The 16,239-nt window shown below is 66.2% G+C and carries 16 protein-coding genes; 12 read left to right on the top strand and 4 right to left on the bottom strand.

The genetic code is table 11. The features are described 5' to 3' along the window. The first annotated feature begins 108 nt into the window (after positions 1–108). Genes J7643_03190 through rsmA form a run of 4 tightly spaced genes read left to right on the top strand, consistent with a single transcriptional unit; the run spans position 109 to position 3,975 of the window. The gene (locus tag J7643_03190) at positions 109–1,206 is read left to right on the top strand and encodes a Nif3-like dinuclear metal center hexameric protein (GenBank protein MBO9539577.1); all 1,098 of its coding nucleotides are present in this window, start codon (positions 109–111) and stop codon (positions 1,204–1,206) included. Continuing rightward, the gene (der, locus tag J7643_03185; protein MBO9539576.1) at positions 1,206–2,531 is read left to right on the top strand and encodes a ribosome biogenesis GTPase Der; all 1,326 of its coding nucleotides are present in this window, start codon (positions 1,206–1,208) and stop codon (positions 2,529–2,531) included. Before J7643_03190 ends, der begins: the two co-directional genes overlap by 1 nt. Then, positions 2,531–3,139, top strand: a complete 609-nt coding sequence (plsY, locus tag J7643_03180; protein ID MBO9539575.1) for a glycerol-3-phosphate 1-O-acyltransferase PlsY — start codon at positions 2,531–2,533, stop codon at positions 3,137–3,139. The genes der and plsY overlap by 1 nt, the downstream gene beginning before the upstream one ends. Beyond that, positions 3,136–3,975 carry a ribosomal RNA small subunit methyltransferase A gene (gene rsmA, locus J7643_03175; GenBank protein ID MBO9539574.1) on the top strand — a complete coding sequence of 280 codons (840 nt, stop codon included), beginning with the start codon at positions 3,136–3,138 and terminating at the stop codon, positions 3,973–3,975. The genes plsY and rsmA overlap by 4 nt, the downstream gene beginning before the upstream one ends. A gap of 55 nt (positions 3,976–4,030) precedes the next feature. Here rsmA and J7643_03170 read toward each other — a convergent pair whose 3' ends face one another. Beyond that, positions 4,031–4,831 carry a biotin transporter BioY gene (locus tag J7643_03170; protein MBO9539573.1) on the bottom strand — a complete coding sequence of 267 codons (801 nt, stop codon included), beginning with the start codon at positions 4,829–4,831 and terminating at the stop codon, positions 4,031–4,033. 68 nt (positions 4,832–4,899) lie between these two features. On the opposite strand from J7643_03170, the gene J7643_03165 reads away from it, so the two are divergent. The 8 genes from J7643_03165 to J7643_03130 all read left to right on the top strand — a co-directional run bounded on the left by J7643_03165 (position 4,900) and on the right by J7643_03130 (position 13,674). Continuing rightward, a complete protein-coding gene (locus J7643_03165) occupies positions 4,900–5,421 on the top strand; it encodes a metal-binding protein (GenBank protein MBO9539572.1) in 522 nt (173 codons plus the stop codon). Positions 5,422–5,605: 184 nt separating this feature from the next. Further along, entirely contained in the window at positions 5,606–6,895 is a 1,290-nt protein-coding gene (secD, locus tag J7643_03160; protein MBO9539571.1) for a protein translocase subunit SecD, read from the top strand. Positions 6,896–6,903: 8 nt separating this feature from the next. Beyond that, positions 6,904–7,866, top strand: coding sequence for a protein translocase subunit SecF (secF, locus tag J7643_03155; protein ID MBO9539570.1), 963 nt, complete (start codon positions 6,904–6,906; stop codon positions 7,864–7,866). 114 nt (positions 7,867–7,980) lie between these two features. Further along, positions 7,981–9,051: an Mrp/NBP35 family ATP-binding protein gene (locus J7643_03150; GenBank protein ID MBO9539569.1), complete on the top strand. Its 1,071-nt coding sequence runs from the start codon at positions 7,981–7,983 to the stop codon at positions 9,049–9,051. Between the two features lie 15 nt (positions 9,052–9,066). After that, on the top strand, positions 9,067–9,621 hold the full coding sequence (locus J7643_03145; protein ID MBO9539568.1) for a MarR family transcriptional regulator: 555 nt from the start codon (positions 9,067–9,069) through the stop codon (positions 9,619–9,621). Between the two features lie 183 nt (positions 9,622–9,804). Then, complete coding sequence (locus tag J7643_03140) at positions 9,805–11,115, top strand: hypothetical protein (protein ID MBO9539567.1); 1,311 nt, start codon at positions 9,805–9,807, stop codon at positions 11,113–11,115. Next, entirely contained in the window at positions 11,112–12,851 is a 1,740-nt protein-coding gene (locus J7643_03135) for an ABC transporter ATP-binding protein (protein MBO9539566.1), read from the top strand. Before J7643_03140 ends, J7643_03135 begins: the two co-directional genes overlap by 4 nt. After that, positions 12,826–13,674 carry a CPBP family intramembrane metalloprotease gene (locus tag J7643_03130; GenBank protein MBO9539565.1) on the top strand — a complete coding sequence of 283 codons (849 nt, stop codon included), beginning with the start codon at positions 12,826–12,828 and terminating at the stop codon, positions 13,672–13,674. The genes J7643_03135 and J7643_03130 overlap by 26 nt, the downstream gene beginning before the upstream one ends. Before the next feature lie 30 nt (positions 13,675–13,704). On the opposite strand, the gene J7643_03125 is transcribed toward J7643_03130, so the two are convergent. From J7643_03125 to J7643_03115, 3 genes are all read right to left on the bottom strand, one after another. Next, positions 13,705–14,019, bottom strand: a complete 315-nt coding sequence (locus J7643_03125; protein ID MBO9539564.1) for a hypothetical protein — start codon at positions 14,017–14,019, stop codon at positions 13,705–13,707. Then, the gene (locus J7643_03120) at positions 14,016–14,690 is read right to left on the bottom strand and encodes a hypothetical protein (protein MBO9539563.1); all 675 of its coding nucleotides are present in this window, start codon (positions 14,688–14,690) and stop codon (positions 14,016–14,018) included. The genes J7643_03125 and J7643_03120 overlap by 4 nt, the downstream gene beginning before the upstream one ends. 81 nt (positions 14,691–14,771) lie before the next feature. Continuing rightward, the gene (locus J7643_03115; protein MBO9539562.1) at positions 14,772–16,181 is read right to left on the bottom strand and encodes a DUF2079 domain-containing protein; all 1,410 of its coding nucleotides are present in this window, start codon (positions 16,179–16,181) and stop codon (positions 14,772–14,774) included. Between the last annotated feature and the right edge of the window lie 58 nt (positions 16,182–16,239).

Below are 16,239 nucleotides of genomic sequence, written 5' to 3'. Positions count from 1 at the left end.
CATGGCGATCCCCTGGAAATCAGCCTCAATGACGGCGTGTGGTATCATGGGGCCTTGCCTGAATCCATGCGCGCCTGAAAGCAGCCGCCACGTCGAAACCGAAAGTCCATGCGCATCCGTGACATCCTCGAGCACCTCGAAACCCTAGCGCCGCTCTCTTATGCGGCCAGCTGGGACAACTGCGGCCTGCAGTTCGGCGATCCCGATCGCCCCTGCACCGGCGTGCTGGTGACGGTCAACCCGTCGCTCGCCTCGGTGGAGGCCGCCGAGCGCGCCGGGGCGAACCTGGTCGTCGCGCACCACCCCCTGCTGTTCAAGGCAACCAAGCGCCTGGACACCCGCAAGGACCCGGGCCGCACGGTCGAGGCCATGGCCAAGGCCGGCATCACCTGCTATGCCGCCCATACCAACCTGGATGCTACCGCCTGCAACCATCATCTCGCGACCCTCTTCGGCCTGCCGATGGATCGCATCCTCCAAGTGGAGGGCACCGAGGCCTGGTACAAGCTGATCGCCTGGGTACCGACCGATGCGGCCCCTGAGCTGCTCGACGCCCTCTGGGCGGCGGGTGCAGGCCGGATCGGGCCGTACGACCAGTGCTCGTTCAAGAGCGAGGGCGAAGGGACCTTCCGGCCGCTCGACGGCGCGAACCCCGCCGTGGGATCCGTTGGCGAGCATCACCAAGGCCCCGAGACCCGCTTGGAGGTCCTCGTGCCCGCGCGGGTGCGAGGCGCCGTCTTGCGTGCGCTTCATCGGGTGCATCCCTACGAGGTGCCCGCCTACGACGTCATCCGACTCGAGAACGGCGGCGATCCCTACGGCATCGGCCTGTGGGGTGAGCTTGAAGCACCCATGACCATCGAGGCCATCGCCGAGCGGGTCCAGGCTGCCCTCAAGCCCCGCAGCTTGCGCCTGGTGGGCGATCGCGATCGCCTGGTGCGCCGAATCGGCGTCTGCTCGGGTGCCGGCGGGGACCTGTACCCCGCAGCCCTCGCCCAGGGGGTCGAACTGTTCATCACCGGCGAAGTCCGTTACCACGCCGCCCTCGAAGCCGAGGCCCAGGGCCTTGCGCTGCTCGAGGCGGGCCACCAGGCGACCGAACAGCCGGTGGTCGATTTCGTCGTCGATTATCTGAAGGCCCGCGTGCCTGAATCCGTTTCCATCACCGGCTTCGCCGAACCGGAGCCCTTCGAGGTACTGACCTAATGAACGCCCTTCCCGTCGTCGCTATCGTCGGCCGCCCCAACGTGGGCAAGTCGACGTTCATCAACCGCCTGGTCGGTAGCCGCGAGGCCATCGTTCACGACATGCCCGGCGTGACCCGCGATCGCCTCTACCTGCGCGCCGACTGGAACGGCCGCGACTTCGTCGTGGTCGACACCGGCGGGATCGTGCCGGGCACGGACGAGGAGCTCCTGCAGTCCGTCGAGAAGCAGGCCATGCTCGCCGTCGAAGAGGCCGATGTCATCGTGTTCGTCGTGGACGGCGAGGCGGGCGTCACCCCGGTCGACGAGGACATCGCGAACCTGCTTCGCACCTCCAAAAAGCCCCTGATCCTCGCGGTCAACAAGCTCGACAACGTGACCGAGGACCCCAAGGCCGCCGAGTTCTACGAGCTCGGCCTGGGCGAGCCCCGTCCCATGTCGTCGCTTCACGGCCTCGGGATCGGCGACATGCTCGACGATATCGTCAACGCCTTCCCCCCCGAAAGCGAGGAGCCGCCCCCCGAGGAGCTGCGCATCGCCCTGGTGGGTAAGCCGAACGCCGGCAAGTCCTCCTTGACCAACGCCCTCTTGGGCCACGAGCGGATGATCGTCTCGCCCGTCGCCGGCACCACCCGCGACGCCATCGACACCCGCCTCGAGATCGACGGCAAGCACTACACCCTGGTCGACACGGCGGGCATCCGTCGCAAGGCCAAGGTCGACTACGGCGTCGAGGCGTTCTCGGTCGTGCGCGCCCTCAAGGCCATCGAGCGCGCGGACGTGATCGTCATGATGATCGACGGGGCCGAGGGTGTCTCGGAGCAGGACCAGCGCATCGCGGGCATCGCCGAGGACTCGGGCAAGGCCCTGGTCATTGCGGTCAACAAGTGGGACCTGGTCCCCAAGGACACCCACACCATGCCCGCCTACCGCAAGAAGCTCGAAGAGGAGCTGCGCCACGTGAAGTGGGCGCCAGTCGTCTTCATCTCGGCGCTCACCGGCCAGCGCGTGCCCCAGATCCTCGAGGCCGCCGAGGCCGCCGCGGCCGAGAATACCCGCCGCATCACCACCGGCGTCATCAACGAGGTCATCGCGGAAGCCACCACCATGAACCCGCCCCCGGCCAGGAGCGGCCGCCGCCTGAAGATCTACTACGTGACCCAGGTCTCCGCCGCCCCGCCGACCTTCATCAACTACTGCAACGAGCCCAAGCTGGTCACCGACCACTACAAGCGCTACCTCGAGAACAAGATCCGCGAGGCCTTCGGCTTCGCAGGCACCCCCATCCGCCTGATCTTCCGGCCTCGCCGCGAGAAGCAGAACTGATGATCGCCTCACCCGTCGTGGTCGCGGGCGGCGCGCTGGCGACCTACGTCTTCGGCGCGATTCCCTTCGCCCTGATCATCGGGAAGCTCTTCTACGGGGTCGACATCCGCGAGCACGGCTCGGGCAACGTGGGGGCGACCAACGTGGTGCGCGTGCTCGGCCGCAAGCCGGGTATCGCTTGCTTCGTGCTCGACTTCCTCAAGGGTTGCCTGCCGGTGAGCCTCGCAGTCGCCGCGCACCTGCCTTGGTGGGTGCCCCTCCTGTACGGGGTGCTCGCGATCGTGGGGCACAGCCGCTCGGTCTTTCTGGGCTTCAAGGGCGGCAAGTCGGTGGCCACCGGCGCGGGAGTGATCGTCGCCCTCGCGCCCTGGGTCGGGCTTGCCGTGCTCGGAGTCTGGGCGGCCGTCTTCTTCGCGGGGCGCATCGTCTCGTTGGCCTCGATCGTGGCGGCAGGCTCGCTGCCGCTTTGGATGCTGCTGTTCAAGCAGCCGCTCTCCACGGTCCTCTTCGGGGTCGTCACCGCCCTCTACGTCATCGTCCGTCACCGCTCGAACATCGAACGCCTTCTCAAGGGCCAGGAGCCCCGCATGGGCGCAAGGAAATCATGACCACTTCTTCCACTCAGGGCTTCCGCACCAAGAAGCGCTTCGGCCAGAACTTCCTGAAGGATCCCGCCGTCCCGGCGGCGATCATCGAGGCGGCCGAACTCACCAAGACCGACAGGGTCCTCGAGATCGGCCCCGGCCAGGGCGCCTTGACCCGCGGCTTGCTCGAAGAGGCGGGCGAGGTAGTCGCCGTCGAGATCGACACCCGCCTGACCTCCACCCTTGAGGCCCTCCAGGCGGAGCAGCCGCACCTTCGCGTGGTGTGGGGCGACTTCCTCCAGACCAGCTTCGAAGCGCTCGGCTTGCCCGAGGCTCAGACCAAGGTCATCGCCAACATCCCCTACTACATCACCTCGCCGATTTTGCTCAAGCTGCTGCACGGCGATGCCATCGAGCGCGCTCCCATCGAGTCCATCCCCGAGTGGCCCGAGCGGATCATCCTGATGGTGCAGGAAGAGGTGGCGAAACGCCTCCTGGCGAAGCCCGGGACCAAGGACTACGGCTCCCTCTCGGTCATCTGCCAGTACGCCGCCGAGATCACCCCCGTGATCCGGGTGCCGCGCACCGCCTTCATCCCGCGGCCGCAGGTCGACTCCATGGTCGTCATGCTCAAGCCCCGCAAGAAGGCTCCCATCGACGTGGCGAATCCCAAGCGCTTCTTCCAGGTCGTGCACGGGGCCTTCGGCCAGCGCCGCAAGACCCTCTCGAACGCCCTCAAGGGGGCCGGCTTCGAGAAGGAGGCGCTCGAAGCGGCGTTCACGACGACGGGGATCGATCCGACCCGGCGCGGCGAGACGCTCAGTCTCGAGGAGTTCGCAGCACTCGCCCGGGCGCTGTAAGCCGAGCCCTTCAAATGCCTGAAACCCCGCCCCTCGATGGGGCGGGGTTTCAGCGTCAGGCTTCGGGGGGTTGCTTCGGCAAGGAAACGCGCGGCGGTGGTCCCTCGATCGCCTTTTGGCGCTGGGGCGCCTCGCCCAGCTTGATGCGCTCGGGCGGGCCGGGCAGCTGGCGCTGGGGCGGGATGGGCATGCTCGGGATGCGCTCGGGCACCGGCGCAGGCGCGGGCAGGCTCTCGCGTACCGGCGGGGTCGCGGGCTGCGACGGGGTGAAGAGCGCGGTGAAGAAGTCGCCAATCCCGCCGAGCAGGGCGAACGGAACCATGGCGAGCATCATGCCGAGCAGGGTCTGGGAGGCAGGCCACGCGTGGGCGCCCCAGGCCGCGGGTACCCCGAGATGACCGGCGCCCAGGATCTCGAAGAGGGTTCCGACCCCGAGCACGAGCAGCTGGCCCGCCATCAGCGCCTTCCAGCGACGAACGGAGCCGCCGTGCGGGGCGAGCCTTGCGATGAGCCAGGCGGCAAAGGGGAAGGTAATCAGAAACGGGAAGCTCGGCGACTGGAGGTAGGTAAGACCGCCCCCGTCGGCGAAGACCGGGACCCCGGCGAGACCCAGGATCAAGTAAGCCGCCTGGGCGACGAAGGCGCCTACCGGGCTGAGGAAGGTGCCGGCTGCCCCCAGGGCCATCGCCTGTGCGGATGTGGTATATAGACCGGTGCTGAGGGCACCGAACGACCACGCGGTCATCGCATTGGGCAGGTGGACCTCGCCGAACACCACGTACGGCAACGGCACCGCCACGTAAGTACCGAGGGCGGTGAGGCTGGCGAATAACGCGGTTCGAAGCAGCTTGAGCAACGGGGTTCCCCTGCGGTGAAGCGGCGTATCAGGGCAATTGTAGCCCATCAAGTGAGGGTTGAAAACCAATGCCGTCCGGACGGACCCACGATCGCATCACCTACCTCGCCGCGCTACCCGTCGCCTGGGGGGCCTTCGCCTACGCGCAATCCGCCCTTCACGCGGCGTTGGCGGCTGTCGGGGTCCTGTTCGGAGGCCTCATGTTCGGGCCCGATCTGGACGTCAAGAGCGTGCAGTACTACCGCTGGGGCCCCCTGCGCTGGATCTGGTGGCCGTATCAGCGCATGTTCCGCCACCGCTCCGTCTGGACCCACGGGGTGATCGCAAGCCTCGCCGTGCGCCTCGTGTACTTTGCTCTCGTGATCGCGGGTCTCGGAGCGATCGCCTACGCCCTGATCAACACCTACGTCGCGCGCCTCGACTTGCCCGCTGGCCTGCCGATCGATCTTTCGAGCCTCTACCTGCGCGATCCAGCGAGCTTCGGCATGGCGCTCGGGGGCCTCTGGCTCGGAGGCGCCCTGCACACCTGGGCGGATGTGAGTGTTTCCTTTGCCAAGCGCGCCTTCAAGCGCCGCCGCAAAGGCCGCTAGCAGCATCGATACGGCACCAGGGCGATCGGCCCGTAAGTTTGACATTGCCTAGGTCGCTGCCTATACTGCTAAAGACTTTTTAGGCTCTTTTTCGAGCATTCTTAGTCTTCTTCATCCCGGTCGGTCACAGCCTGTACCCACTCGTCACCGGCGTGAGGCCTGACATCCTTTAGGAGGCGAATCGTTGAGCCCTAGGAAACTCCTGCTCCTGGTCGTGGTGCTCCTCACCCTCGGGGCGCTCTACGTGATCCAGGACGAGAAGCAATTCCCGACCAAGTACGGCCTGGACATCCAGGGCGGCATGCACCTGGTCCTCGAAGCCAAGGACACGGAAAAGATCAAGGTCACGCCCGAGGTCATGCAGAGCGTGATCGCCGTCGTGCGCAACCGCGTGGACGCCACCGGCGTCAACGAGCCCGTGATCCAGCGCAAGGGCGACCGTCAGGTCCTCGTCGAGCTCGCGGGCGTCAAGGACCCCGACGCGGCCCGTCAGCTGCTGGGCAAGACCGCTCACCTGACCTTCTGGGAGCTGCCCGCCGGCGTCGTGGCGCCCATGACGGCGAGCAGCAGCCAGCCCGCGTGGGTCAAGACCCCGCTGGACGGCTCCATGCTCGATGAGGCCAAGGCCGAGCCGAGCCCCCAGGGTGGCTGGCAGATCGCCATCAAGTTCAACAGCGAAGGCGCCAAGCTCTTCGGCGAGATCTCGAGCCGTAACGTCGGCAAGCCCGTGGCCATCCGCCTCGACGAGACCGAGATCTCGGCGCCCCGCATCGAGGGCCCGATCCTCGGCGGCTCGGCCCAGATCACCGGCAGCTTCGACGCCAAGACCGCCCAGATGCTCGCGGTCCAGCTCAAGGCCGGTTCGCTGCCCGTTCCCCTCGAAGAGGTCGAGACCCGCACCGTCGGCCCGACCCTCGGTCAGGACACCGTCAAGGCCTCGGTCACCGCTGGTCTGATCGGCTTCGGGCTGGTCGTCCTCTTCATGCTCTTCTACTACCGTCTGCCCGGCCTGGTCGCGGACATCAGCCTTGCGATCTACGCGGTGCTGGTCTTCGCCATCTTCAAGCTGATCCCCGTCACCCTGACGGTGCCCGGCATCGCGGGCTTCATCCTCTCGATCGGCATGGCGGTTGACGCCAACGTGCTGATCTTCGAGCGCACCAAGGAAGAGCTCCGTAACGGCCGCAGCCTCTACTCGGCCATCGAGATCGGCTTCAAGCGCGCCTTTACCTCGATCTTCGACTCCAACTCGACCACCCTGCTCACGTGCGCCATCCTCTACTACTTCGGTAGCGGTCTGGTCCGCGGATTCGCGCTCACGCTCGCCATCGGCGTCATCGTGTCGCTCTTCACCGCGATCACCGTCAGCCGCGCTCTCCTGCACGCCATCCTCGAAGGCGGCGGCAAGGGGCTGAAGTCGCCGGAATATTTCGGCGTCAAGCAGCCGGGGACCGCCACCGAGAAGGCTAGCTAGGAGGAACCATGGCCACCAACGAGAACATCCTATCCCACAAGCAACGCATCGACGTGATGGGCCACAAGGGCCTCTGGTTCGGCATCTCCATTGCCATCATGATCCCCTGCATCATCGCGATCGTCATCTGCTTCCAGCGCTTCGGCGCCCCGGTCAAGCTCGGCATCGACTTCACCGGCGGCACCCTGATGGAGCTCACCTTCCTCCAGCCCGCCAAGATCGAGGATGTCCGCAAGGTCTTCGAGAAGCAGGGCGTGGAGCCTCACATCACGGCGGCGACCGACAACAAGACCTACAGCATCCGCACCCCCTACCTCGACAAGGCCAAATCCCTGTCGCTGAAGGCGGACCTGCGCAAGGTCGGTAGCTACGACGAGCCCCATTTCCGCCTGGAGTCGGTCGGTCCCACCATCGGTAAGGAGCTGCTGCGCAACGCCGCCATGGCCCTGGGCCTCGGCATCCTGGGCATCCTGCTCTACATCACCTTCCGCTACCAGTTCGACTTCGCCCTCTCGGCCATCATCGCGATGGTCCACGACGGCGTCATCATGCTCGGCACCTTCTCCATCTTCAGCCTGCTGCTCGGCGCCGAAGCCGACGGCCTGCTGGTGGTCGCGATCCTGACGATCATGGGCTTCTCGGTCCACGACACCATCGTCATCTTCGACCGCTTCCGCGAGAACCTCAAGTTCGCGAAGAAGGGCGACACCTTCGGTCAGATCGCCAACGCGAGCGTCAACCAGACCCTGGCGCGCTCGATCAACACCTCGCTGACCCTGGTGCTCACCCTGCTGCCCCTGGTCATCCTCGGCGGCCACACCATCTTCTTCTTCACCCTGACGATGCTCATCGGCGTGGTGGTCGGCGCTTACTCGTCGATCTTCAATGCCGGCCCGATCCTCGTCATGCTCCGCGAGCGGGGCACCAAGAAGAGCAACGGCACCCAGGCCGCGACCAACCCCTCGGCCTAAGCGCCATCCGGCTTGCCCCTCGCCCACACGGCGGGGGGCTTTTGCTTGCCGGAATCTCTTAACCGCGTTAACATTTATCCATTGGAATCACCCACATAGGAGGCCTCTCTCGCCATGGCAACGGCAGAACAAGTCATCAAAGCCCTCTCGACGGTCAACGACCCCGAGCTTCATAAGGACCTCGTCACCCTCAAGATGATCGACAACGTCGAGGTCGAGGGGAGCGTGGCGCGCTTCAAAGTCATCCTCACCACCCCTGCCTGCCCCCTCAAGGGCAAGATCGAGGCCGACTGCGTCGAGGCCGTCAAGCGCCTGGTCCCCGGCATCACCGACGTGCAGATCACCTGGGGCGCGAGCGTGCCCCCCTCGCTCCAGCCCACGGCCGTGCCCGGCATCAAGCATGCGATCGCGATCGGCTCGGGCAAGGGCGGGGTCGGCAAGTCGACCGTGACCCTCAACCTGGCCCTTGCGCTCGCCGAGACCGGCGCCAAGGTCGGCGTGCTGGACGCGGACGTCTACGGCCCCTCGATCCCCCTGATGATGGGCGTGAACGAGAAGCCCTACGTGATGGACGGCAAGATCCTGCCCATCGAGAAGTACGGCATCAAGCTGATGTCCATGGGCTTCTTGCTCAAGAACCCCGACGATCCCGTCATCTGGCGCGGGCCCATGCTCGCGGGCGTCCTCCAGCAGTTCGTGCGCGACGTCAACTGGGGCGATCTCGACTACCTGTTGATCGACCTGCCGCCCGGCACCGGCGACGTGCCCCTGAGCCTCAGCCAGCAGATCCCGCTGTCGGGTGTGGCCATCGTCATCACCCCGCAGCCGGTCGCCCAGCAAATCGGCATGAAGAGCCTCAAGATGTTCCAGCAGCTGCCCTCGCAGGTGCCGATCCTCGGGATCATCGAGAACATGAGCGCCTTCGTCTGCCCAAACTGCGACCATTCCACCCCCATCTTCTCGACGGGCGGCGGCACGAAGACCAGCGAAGTCGCGAGCGTTCCGCTGCTGGGCGAGATTCCGCTCGATCCCAAGATCCGTGCGGGCGGGGACGAGGGCAAGCCGGTGTTCGTCGCCGAGCCCCAGTCGCCTCAGGCTGAGGCCTTCCGCTCGATCGCGCGCCACATGGCCGGCCAGGTCTCGATTCGCCACTTCGCGCGCATCGAGCTGCCGGTGCTCGGCTAGCCGAGGGCACGCGCCATGAAGGACCTGCTGCTGCGTGACGCCGAAACGCTGTTCGCCCTGTTCGGCGATCTGGTCCACCAGGTGCTGGTGACCGAGCGCCTGGGGGAGGTAGCCGAACACGACATCACGCACGCGCAGGTCGAGGCCCTCCAGTTCCTCTCGCGGCACGATCCCAACTGCGTGGGTGACCTGGCCTCGGGCCTCGGGATCAGCTACCCTGCCGCCACCAAGGCGGTGGACCGGCTGGTGGCCAAGGGGCTCGTGACCCGCCGCGAGGGCGAGCGCGATCGCCGCCAGTCGGAGCTGACCCTCACCCCCGAGGGGCGCGAGCTGGTCGAGGCGCTCAAGGTCTCGCGCCGTGAGCGCCTGGAGGCCATCTTCGCCCGCATGTCGGGCGAGGATCAAAAGGCGCTCTTGAGAGGCCTCAAGGGCTTCCTCACGGCGGCTTTCATGACCGACAAGGCTCTGATCGCCGAGACCTGCCAGCGCTGCGGCATCGATTGCTTCAAGGACTGCGTGGTCAACCAGTCGCACCTGGCCTTTCTGGGCAGCGAGATCGAACGGGTCTAGAAAGCCCCTCACACGCTTCAAGCTGGCCGCCAATGGCGGCCAGTCGTCGTTTCTCGCCTCGGATACCGCAGAGCAGTTCGCGCTCTACGGCTTTACGCTGCTTGCTCGGCAAGGTACAATCGAGCCGAAGCCCAGGTATATCGGTCGTCTTGGCCGACATAAGCCCGCTCCAGGGAAGTGACGATGCAGCAAGACATCATCATCATCAGCAACGGCCCTGGCGAAGTATCGACCTGGGTCAAGCCGGTCGTGCGCCAGCTTCGCACCTCCATGCCCGAGGCGCGCCTCACCGTAGCCCTGGTGCCCTGCCCCTACGCGAGCGGCGAGGAGCGCCGCACGATCGAGGGCTGGGGCCTCGGCATCCGCGTCTGGCAACCCACCGACACCGTGCGCTACCTGCTCGGCGGCAGGCTTCCGTCGTCCGAGCCGCTGAGCGAGCAGGGCGTCGTGCTCTTCATGGGCGGCGATCAGCTCTTCGGCGTCATGATGAGCGGCCGCACGCACTTTCCGCTCATCACCTACACCGAAACGACGGGCCGCTGGGCACCGTGGGTCGAGCGCTTCCTCGCCAGCGATCGCGACGCCTACCTCGCCATGCGCGCCAAGCGCATCGACCCACGCAAGATCACGCTCGTCGGCAACCTCATGGTCGATGCGGTGCGGCCCCAGTACGATCCCCACGAGATCCGCGCGCGGCTGGAGCTTTCGGCGGATGCCCCCGTGATTGGCCTCTTGCCCGGCAGCAAGCCCTTCAAGGTCAAGTACATCACCCCGCTCTTGCTCAAGGCCGCGGATCTGCTCTACGAGAACGATCCGTCGATCCAGTTCGTGCTGCACCAGTCCCCGTTCACGCCCCTCTCCCAGATCCAGATGGCCCTCGATGACGAGCGGCTGCACCAGGTCACGGGCGGTTGCGGAGGGCGCCTGGTCCAGGGGGCCGACGGTCCGATGATCGTCACGCCGGGCGGCGCCACCGTGCGCATCCTCGGGCCCGAGCACCACTACTCGGGCATGGCCGTCGCGGACCTCGCCCTCACCGTCCCGGGCACCAACACGGCCGAGCTAGCGATCCTGGGGGTGCCCATGATTGTGCTCTTGCCCTTGAACAAGCCCGAGGAGATTCCCCTCGACGGCCTTGCCGGCCAGATCGGCAACCTGCCGCTCATCGGCAAGCCCCTCAAGCGAACGGTCGTACGCACCCTCGCCAAGCGCCTCAAGTTCGCAGCCCTGCCCAATCAGCGGGCCGGCAGCGCCATCACCCCCGAGCTGGTGGGGGTCATCTCGCCCGAGGACGTGGCCGCGCTCTCCGAGGCGATCCTGGGTGACCCTGCTCGCTGCCGCGCCATCCGCCTCGCGCTGCACCAGGCCATGGGCCAACCCGGGGCCGCCGCCCAGACGGTCGGCGTCATCCGCGAGGTGCTCGCGAGGCATGCCGCCCCCTCGACGACCCAGAGTGCGCCGGCGGTCCCTAGCCAGCCGGACGCCGACGCATGACGTCCCGCGCCTTTCCTGGCCTCTGGGGCCGCCTCCTTCCCTTCATCCGGCCCTACTGGCCGCTCATCCTGGGGGCCATCGCGGCCATCGTCCTGACCTCGGTTTCGACCCTGGCGAGCATCTCGGTCGCCCGTCAGGCCGCCGAAACCTTCTCCAACCTGACGCTCGAGCGCCTCAACGCGCTGGTCATCGCGCTGATCGCGGTCTATACCGGCAAGAGCCTCTTCACCTGGCTTGCGAACCTCGCTTCGGCCTCCATGGCCCTGCATGCGATCGCGGACCTCCGCGCGGCCCTCTTCGCGCGCCTGCAGGCGCAGAGCCTCGACTACTTCGAGCGCAGGGCCTCGGGCGACCTCTCGGCCCGCCTGGTCAACGACGTGAACCTCTTGAAGGATGCCCTGGTCATCGCCACGGCGGAACTGGTCCCGAGCCTCATCATCGTTACCTGCGCCATCGGCTACCTCTTCGTCCTCAACTGGCACCTGGCCGCGCTCGCGGTGCTTGGAATGCCGCTGGTGGGCTGGGCGATCGGCCTCTTCGCCAACCGCCTGCGCGACTGGTCCAGCATGTCGCAAGGCCGCGTGGGCGACATGCTCGCTTATCTCAACGAGCGCCTCTCGAACGTCCTGTTGGTCAAGAGCTTCGGCCAAGAGCGGCACGAAGCCGCGCGCTTTGCCGCCTTCAACCACGATCACCTGCTCGCCACCCTGCGCGGCGCCCAGGTCCAGGCCCTCCAGACCCCGGTGGTCGGTTTCCTGCAGATCCTCGCCATCGGTGGCGTGTTCTGGATGGGCGGCTGGGAAATCCTGAATAACCAGCTCACCGTGCCCGACCTGCTCGCCTTCGCAGCGGCCGTCGGCGTCTGCATCGACCCGGTCCTGGTGGTCTCCAACGCGGTGGGCAAGATCCAGCAGGCGGCAGGCGCCCTGGATCGCATCTTCGAGGTCATGGACACTCCCGCCGCCCTTGAGGACGGCCCCGACGCACGTACCCTGCCTCACCTGCACGGCCATATCGCCTTCGACCGGGTCGTCTTCGGCTACGAAGGCAAGCAGCCTGTGCTGTCGAGCCTCGAGCTCACGGTCGCAGCCGGCTCGGTGGTCGCCCTGGTGGGCCCCAGCGGCAGCGGCAAGACCACCGTGACCAAGCTCTTGCAGCGCTTCTACGATCCCCAGGAAGGCCGCGTCACCCTGGACGGGGTGGACCTTCGAGAGCTGCGCAGCGACTGGCTGCGTCAGCAGGTGGGCTACGTTTCGCAAGAGTCGTCGCTCTTCTCGGGCACCATCGCCGACAACATCCGCTACGGCAAGCTGGATGCTTCGGAAGCCGAGGTGGAGGCCGCCGCCCGTGCCGCCAACGCCCACGGCTTCATCACGGGCTTCCCCGATGCTTACGAGACCCGGGTGGGCGAGCGTGGCGCCTCGCTCTCGGGCGGCCAGCGTCAGCGCATCGCGATCGCGCGCGCGCTCTTGCGGGATCCGCGCCTCTTGATCCTCGACGAGGCGACCTCGGCCCTCGACACCGAGTCCGAGGCCCAAGTCCAGGAAGCCCTCGAACGCCTCATGCAGGGGCGCACCACGCTCATCGTCGCGCACCGCCTCTCGACCATCCAGAAGGCGGACCGCATCGTGACCCTTTCCGAGGGGCAAGTCCTCGAGCAAGGCACTCACGTCGATCTGCTCGCCCAGGGCGGGCTCTACTCGAAGTGGTATGAGCACCAGACCAGCGCACGGTAAACGCTATCCCTCGTGGGGATCGCTCCTGCTGCTGCTCCTGGTCATCGTCGTCTTCATGCTCCTCTGGGGGCTGTTGCTGAAGGGAATCTTCCGCCTCGAATGGGCGGCCCTCAGCCAACTCGACGCCCTTCCCCAGCACGTGAAGGACACCTACTCCATCGGCCTTTACCTGGCGCTGCTCTTTTCGACCGCGTATTTTTGGCTGGTCTGGGAAGGCCGTCGCCCGAACGAGCTCGGCCTTCGCTTCTCTCGCAAGGCTTTGGGGGAAGGCCTCCTGCTCGGCGGGGGCGGCATCGCCGTGGTCTACGCGCTCGAACTGGAGCTCGGCTGGACACATTTCCGGCCTCCCGGCCAGTGGCCGCTTTCGATGGTGGCATCGGCCCTGCTTGCCGGAGCGGGCTTTGCCCTCGTCGAGGAGGTCGTCTTTCGCGGGGTGCTGCTTCAAACCCTGCTCAGGGACCGAAAGCCGGCCACGGCCTTCGCGGTGAGCGCGGCGGTCTTCGCGAGCGTCCACTTCATTCGACCGGGGTTGCGTCCCATCGAGAGCATCGTGCCGTTTCTCGGGCTCTTCATGACGGGCCTGCTTCTGGCGTATACCGCCCACCGGCGCAAGAGCCTGGTGCCCGGCATCGCCATGCACGGGCTCTGGGTCGTGTTCATCACCCTGTCGAGCCGGCTGAACCTCTGGGACTACGCAGCCAACCGCCTGGCCTGGACCGGCTACGGGCATCCCATCTCGGGGTTGCTGGCGAGCCTGGTCATGCTCCTCTTGCTCGTGGGCCTGGTTTGGCGTGACAGAGGCCGGCAAGCTGCTGCGCAGTAGCCGGCGGGGGCCGAGTGGGTCCTCGGTCGATTACTGCTTGGCGGGACCTTTGACCGTGAGGGCCCCGTTCATGCCGGAGAGGTTGGAGTTGGCGTACTTCAAGACCGGTGCCTCCTTGAGACCCGAGAGGGCGGGCACGATGAGCTTGATCCCGCCTTCGGCCTGGCTCCCGCCCCCGTTCGTGCTGTTGAGCACGATGACGAAGTCGCCGGTCGCCAAGGTCGTGTCGGGGGCGATGTAGTCGTCCTGGCCATCCCACTTCGCGGTGACGGTCGCATCAGCACCGCTGAGAGCGGCCTTGCCGGAGATCGTGACCGTGCCGCCGGCGCCGATCGTCACGGTCACATCGGGCTTGCCGTTGGTGTTGGCTTCTTGGGGGCCCTTCCAGGTACCGGCCAGGTGGGCGAAGGCCTCGGGAACTGCCGCCCCCACGTATTCGATGTTGTTGCGGAAGTGATAGATATCGGGCTCAAGGTAGCCGGCCTGTCCGCCGACCTGGCCGTCCGGCCCCATGATGTTGCCGGTGCCGAACTGCCCAAGCATGCGGCGATGCGCCGCTGCGCCGCTGCGGTCTCGTCCACGATGAGCTGGCTGACGAAGCCCTGCACCTGGACCATGCCGACGCTCCAGCTCTCAAAATCCAGGCTCACCGCGCTCTTGCGGATGAGCTTGCCCGAGGCGTCCGAGAGAGCCATCGAGGCGACCCGGCCGTCGCGCTTGACCTCGAGCGTTCCCGGCCCGATCCGCCCCGTGTCCGCCTCCGGCGTCTTGAAGATGGCGACCGGATAGGTCCCGGCCCAGACGTCCACGATCTCCGCATTGTCCGTCTTGCCGTTGAGCTTGAAGGACTTGCCCGCGAGCCCGATCTTGACGGTGCCCATCGGCCCGGTGCCGCCGCCGGGGCCCGAATTCGTGTTGGTTCCGGTGGAGCCTGGGTCCGTGGGGATGGCCGTGCAGCCGCTCAGGAGCAAGGTCGTTCCGAGGAGGGCTGCGGCGATGTGCTGGGCTGGGGGCATCTGCTACGTCCTTTTCCTGGCTATGGCTTGAGAGCGATCGCTTGATATTCTAGTCAATCGTCAGCCGGATAGCCAGCCTTCCTAAAGGATGCGCGCGAAGAGCTGAATCCCCTGGTCATTGAAGACGCGGCGGAAGCGCGGATCGGTCTCCAAGCGTTGCTGCAGGGTCCGGCTGTACTCGGCCGAGTTGCGCCAGGCGGGATTCGTGGTGTCCAGGAGCACGTAGCCATAGCGCCCGAGGTATTCCTCGGTGGGCTCGGTCTCGGCGTTGATCATCTCGACCCGCTCGCGCTGCGAGAGGTGTGAGGCCAAGGCCGACTCGCTTAGGACGCCGCCCGGGCCGGTGATCAAGTTCATCGCTTGCTTGGCTGCGGGCAAGTTCGTCAGCCGCGTGGTGTAGAGCGAGAAGAAGTAGCCGAATTTGGCGAACGCCAGGAAGCTGATGAGCATCCAGATGCCGAGCACGCGAGGCGTGAGCCAGCGGCGCGTGCCATTGAGTTCAAAATGCTTCAACGACTGGATCTGCCACAGGATGAGAAAGGGGAAGATCGGCAGCGAGTACTGGTGTACCAGATCGCGCTGGGCCGACATGTCCGAGAGCACGTTCATCAGAAGCATGGCGAGTGCCGGGACCATGGCCGTCGCCTTGCGCCAGTGGATAGCGAGCGCGACAGGAACGAGCAAACCGATGTAGTAGACCAGGGCCTCCGGACCGAAGAGGCGCCCCAGTACGAGCGTCGGCTGCGTGAAGACATTCCAGACAATCTCGCCAAGCGAGTGCCCAAGGTAGCTATAGCGCCCGACCGCAGCGGGCGGCCCCCCTGTGAACATGGGAATGACGACTTTCGACGAGAGGTAGAACCAGGTGAGCCCGGCGGTGCCGACGAGGGCGCCTGCGAGGCGCTCGCGCTTCAAGAAGAGCCAGACGCCGAGCATCACGACCGTCAGGCTCATGACGGCCTTGCTCGCCAGGACGATCGCCACGGCGATCGCAAGCTGCAGGTAGCGCCGGGAGAGGCCTGCCCACACGGCCCAGAGGAGCGCGGGCAAGCCCACGACTTCGGTGTGGAAGTCGAAGAGGTTGATGTTGAAGAGCGCCGGATAGGCAAGATAAGCGAGTGTCGCTACCTTGCTCCACTCGGGAGAGAGGCCCTCTCGACGAGCGAGCTGGAAGACCGGCAAGGCGCCGAGCGCAAGGGCCACCGCTTGCACGAAGAAAAGCCAGTACACGTGCGGCACGAGGGCGTAGAGCAGTGCGATCGGATAGAGGACGAGCGCTGCATGATCCCCCAGGATGTGAAAGCCCAGGGTCGTCACATACGGATGGGCGCCGCGGCTGATCAGGTAGACGGCCTGATCGAAGATGCCCAGATCGAACAGGTTCGACTGCAGCATCTCGTGTCGCAGAATGCTGGCGAGCAAGAAAACGAACGCCGTCGCTCCGATGGCGACGATCAAGAAGCGATGGCGATGATAGAAGTCGAAAAGCATGTAAGCAATGGTATCAGATGGCTTTGCGACTTCAAGGGCGCGCTCGGCTTCTCCTTGA

This window comes from bacterium, from assembly GCA_017744355.1.
GTDB lineage: Bacteria > Cyanobacteriota > Sericytochromatia > S15B-MN24 > UBA4093 > JAGIBK01.
The sequence above is the reverse complement of the archived record's forward strand: the minus strand, read 5'-3'. Positions and strand labels throughout refer to the sequence as shown.

What these genes read in the sequence shown, in the direction of transcription:
- J7643_03190 (MBO9539577.1), top strand. Translation starts at nt 109, where the DNA reads ATGCGCATCCGTGACATCCTCGAGCACCTCGAAACCCTAGCGCCGCTC.
- der (MBO9539576.1), top strand. Translation starts at nt 1,206, where the DNA reads ATGAACGCCCTTCCCGTCGTCGCTATCGTCGGCCGCCCCAACGTGGGC.
- plsY (MBO9539575.1), top strand. Translation starts at nt 2,531, where the DNA reads ATGATCGCCTCACCCGTCGTGGTCGCGGGCGGCGCGCTGGCGACCTAC.
- rsmA (MBO9539574.1), top strand. Translation starts at nt 3,136, where the DNA reads ATGACCACTTCTTCCACTCAGGGCTTCCGCACCAAGAAGCGCTTCGGC.
- J7643_03165 (MBO9539572.1), top strand. Translation starts at nt 4,900, where the DNA reads ATGCCGTCCGGACGGACCCACGATCGCATCACCTACCTCGCCGCGCTA.
- secF (MBO9539570.1), top strand. Translation starts at nt 6,904, where the DNA reads ATGGCCACCAACGAGAACATCCTATCCCACAAGCAACGCATCGACGTG.
- J7643_03150 (MBO9539569.1), top strand. Translation starts at nt 7,981, where the DNA reads ATGGCAACGGCAGAACAAGTCATCAAAGCCCTCTCGACGGTCAACGAC.
- J7643_03145 (MBO9539568.1), top strand. Translation starts at nt 9,067, where the DNA reads ATGAAGGACCTGCTGCTGCGTGACGCCGAAACGCTGTTCGCCCTGTTC.
- J7643_03140 (MBO9539567.1), top strand. Translation starts at nt 9,805, where the DNA reads ATGCAGCAAGACATCATCATCATCAGCAACGGCCCTGGCGAAGTATCG.
- J7643_03135 (MBO9539566.1), top strand. Translation starts at nt 11,112, where the DNA reads ATGACGTCCCGCGCCTTTCCTGGCCTCTGGGGCCGCCTCCTTCCCTTC.
- J7643_03130 (MBO9539565.1), top strand. Translation starts at nt 12,826, where the DNA reads ATGAGCACCAGACCAGCGCACGGTAAACGCTATCCCTCGTGGGGATCG.
- J7643_03120 (MBO9539563.1), bottom strand. Translation starts at nt 14,690, where the DNA reads ATGCCCCCAGCCCAGCACATCGCCGCAGCCCTCCTCGGAACGACCTTG.
- J7643_03115 (MBO9539562.1), bottom strand. Translation starts at nt 16,181, where the DNA reads ATGCTTTTCGACTTCTATCATCGCCATCGCTTCTTGATCGTCGCCATC.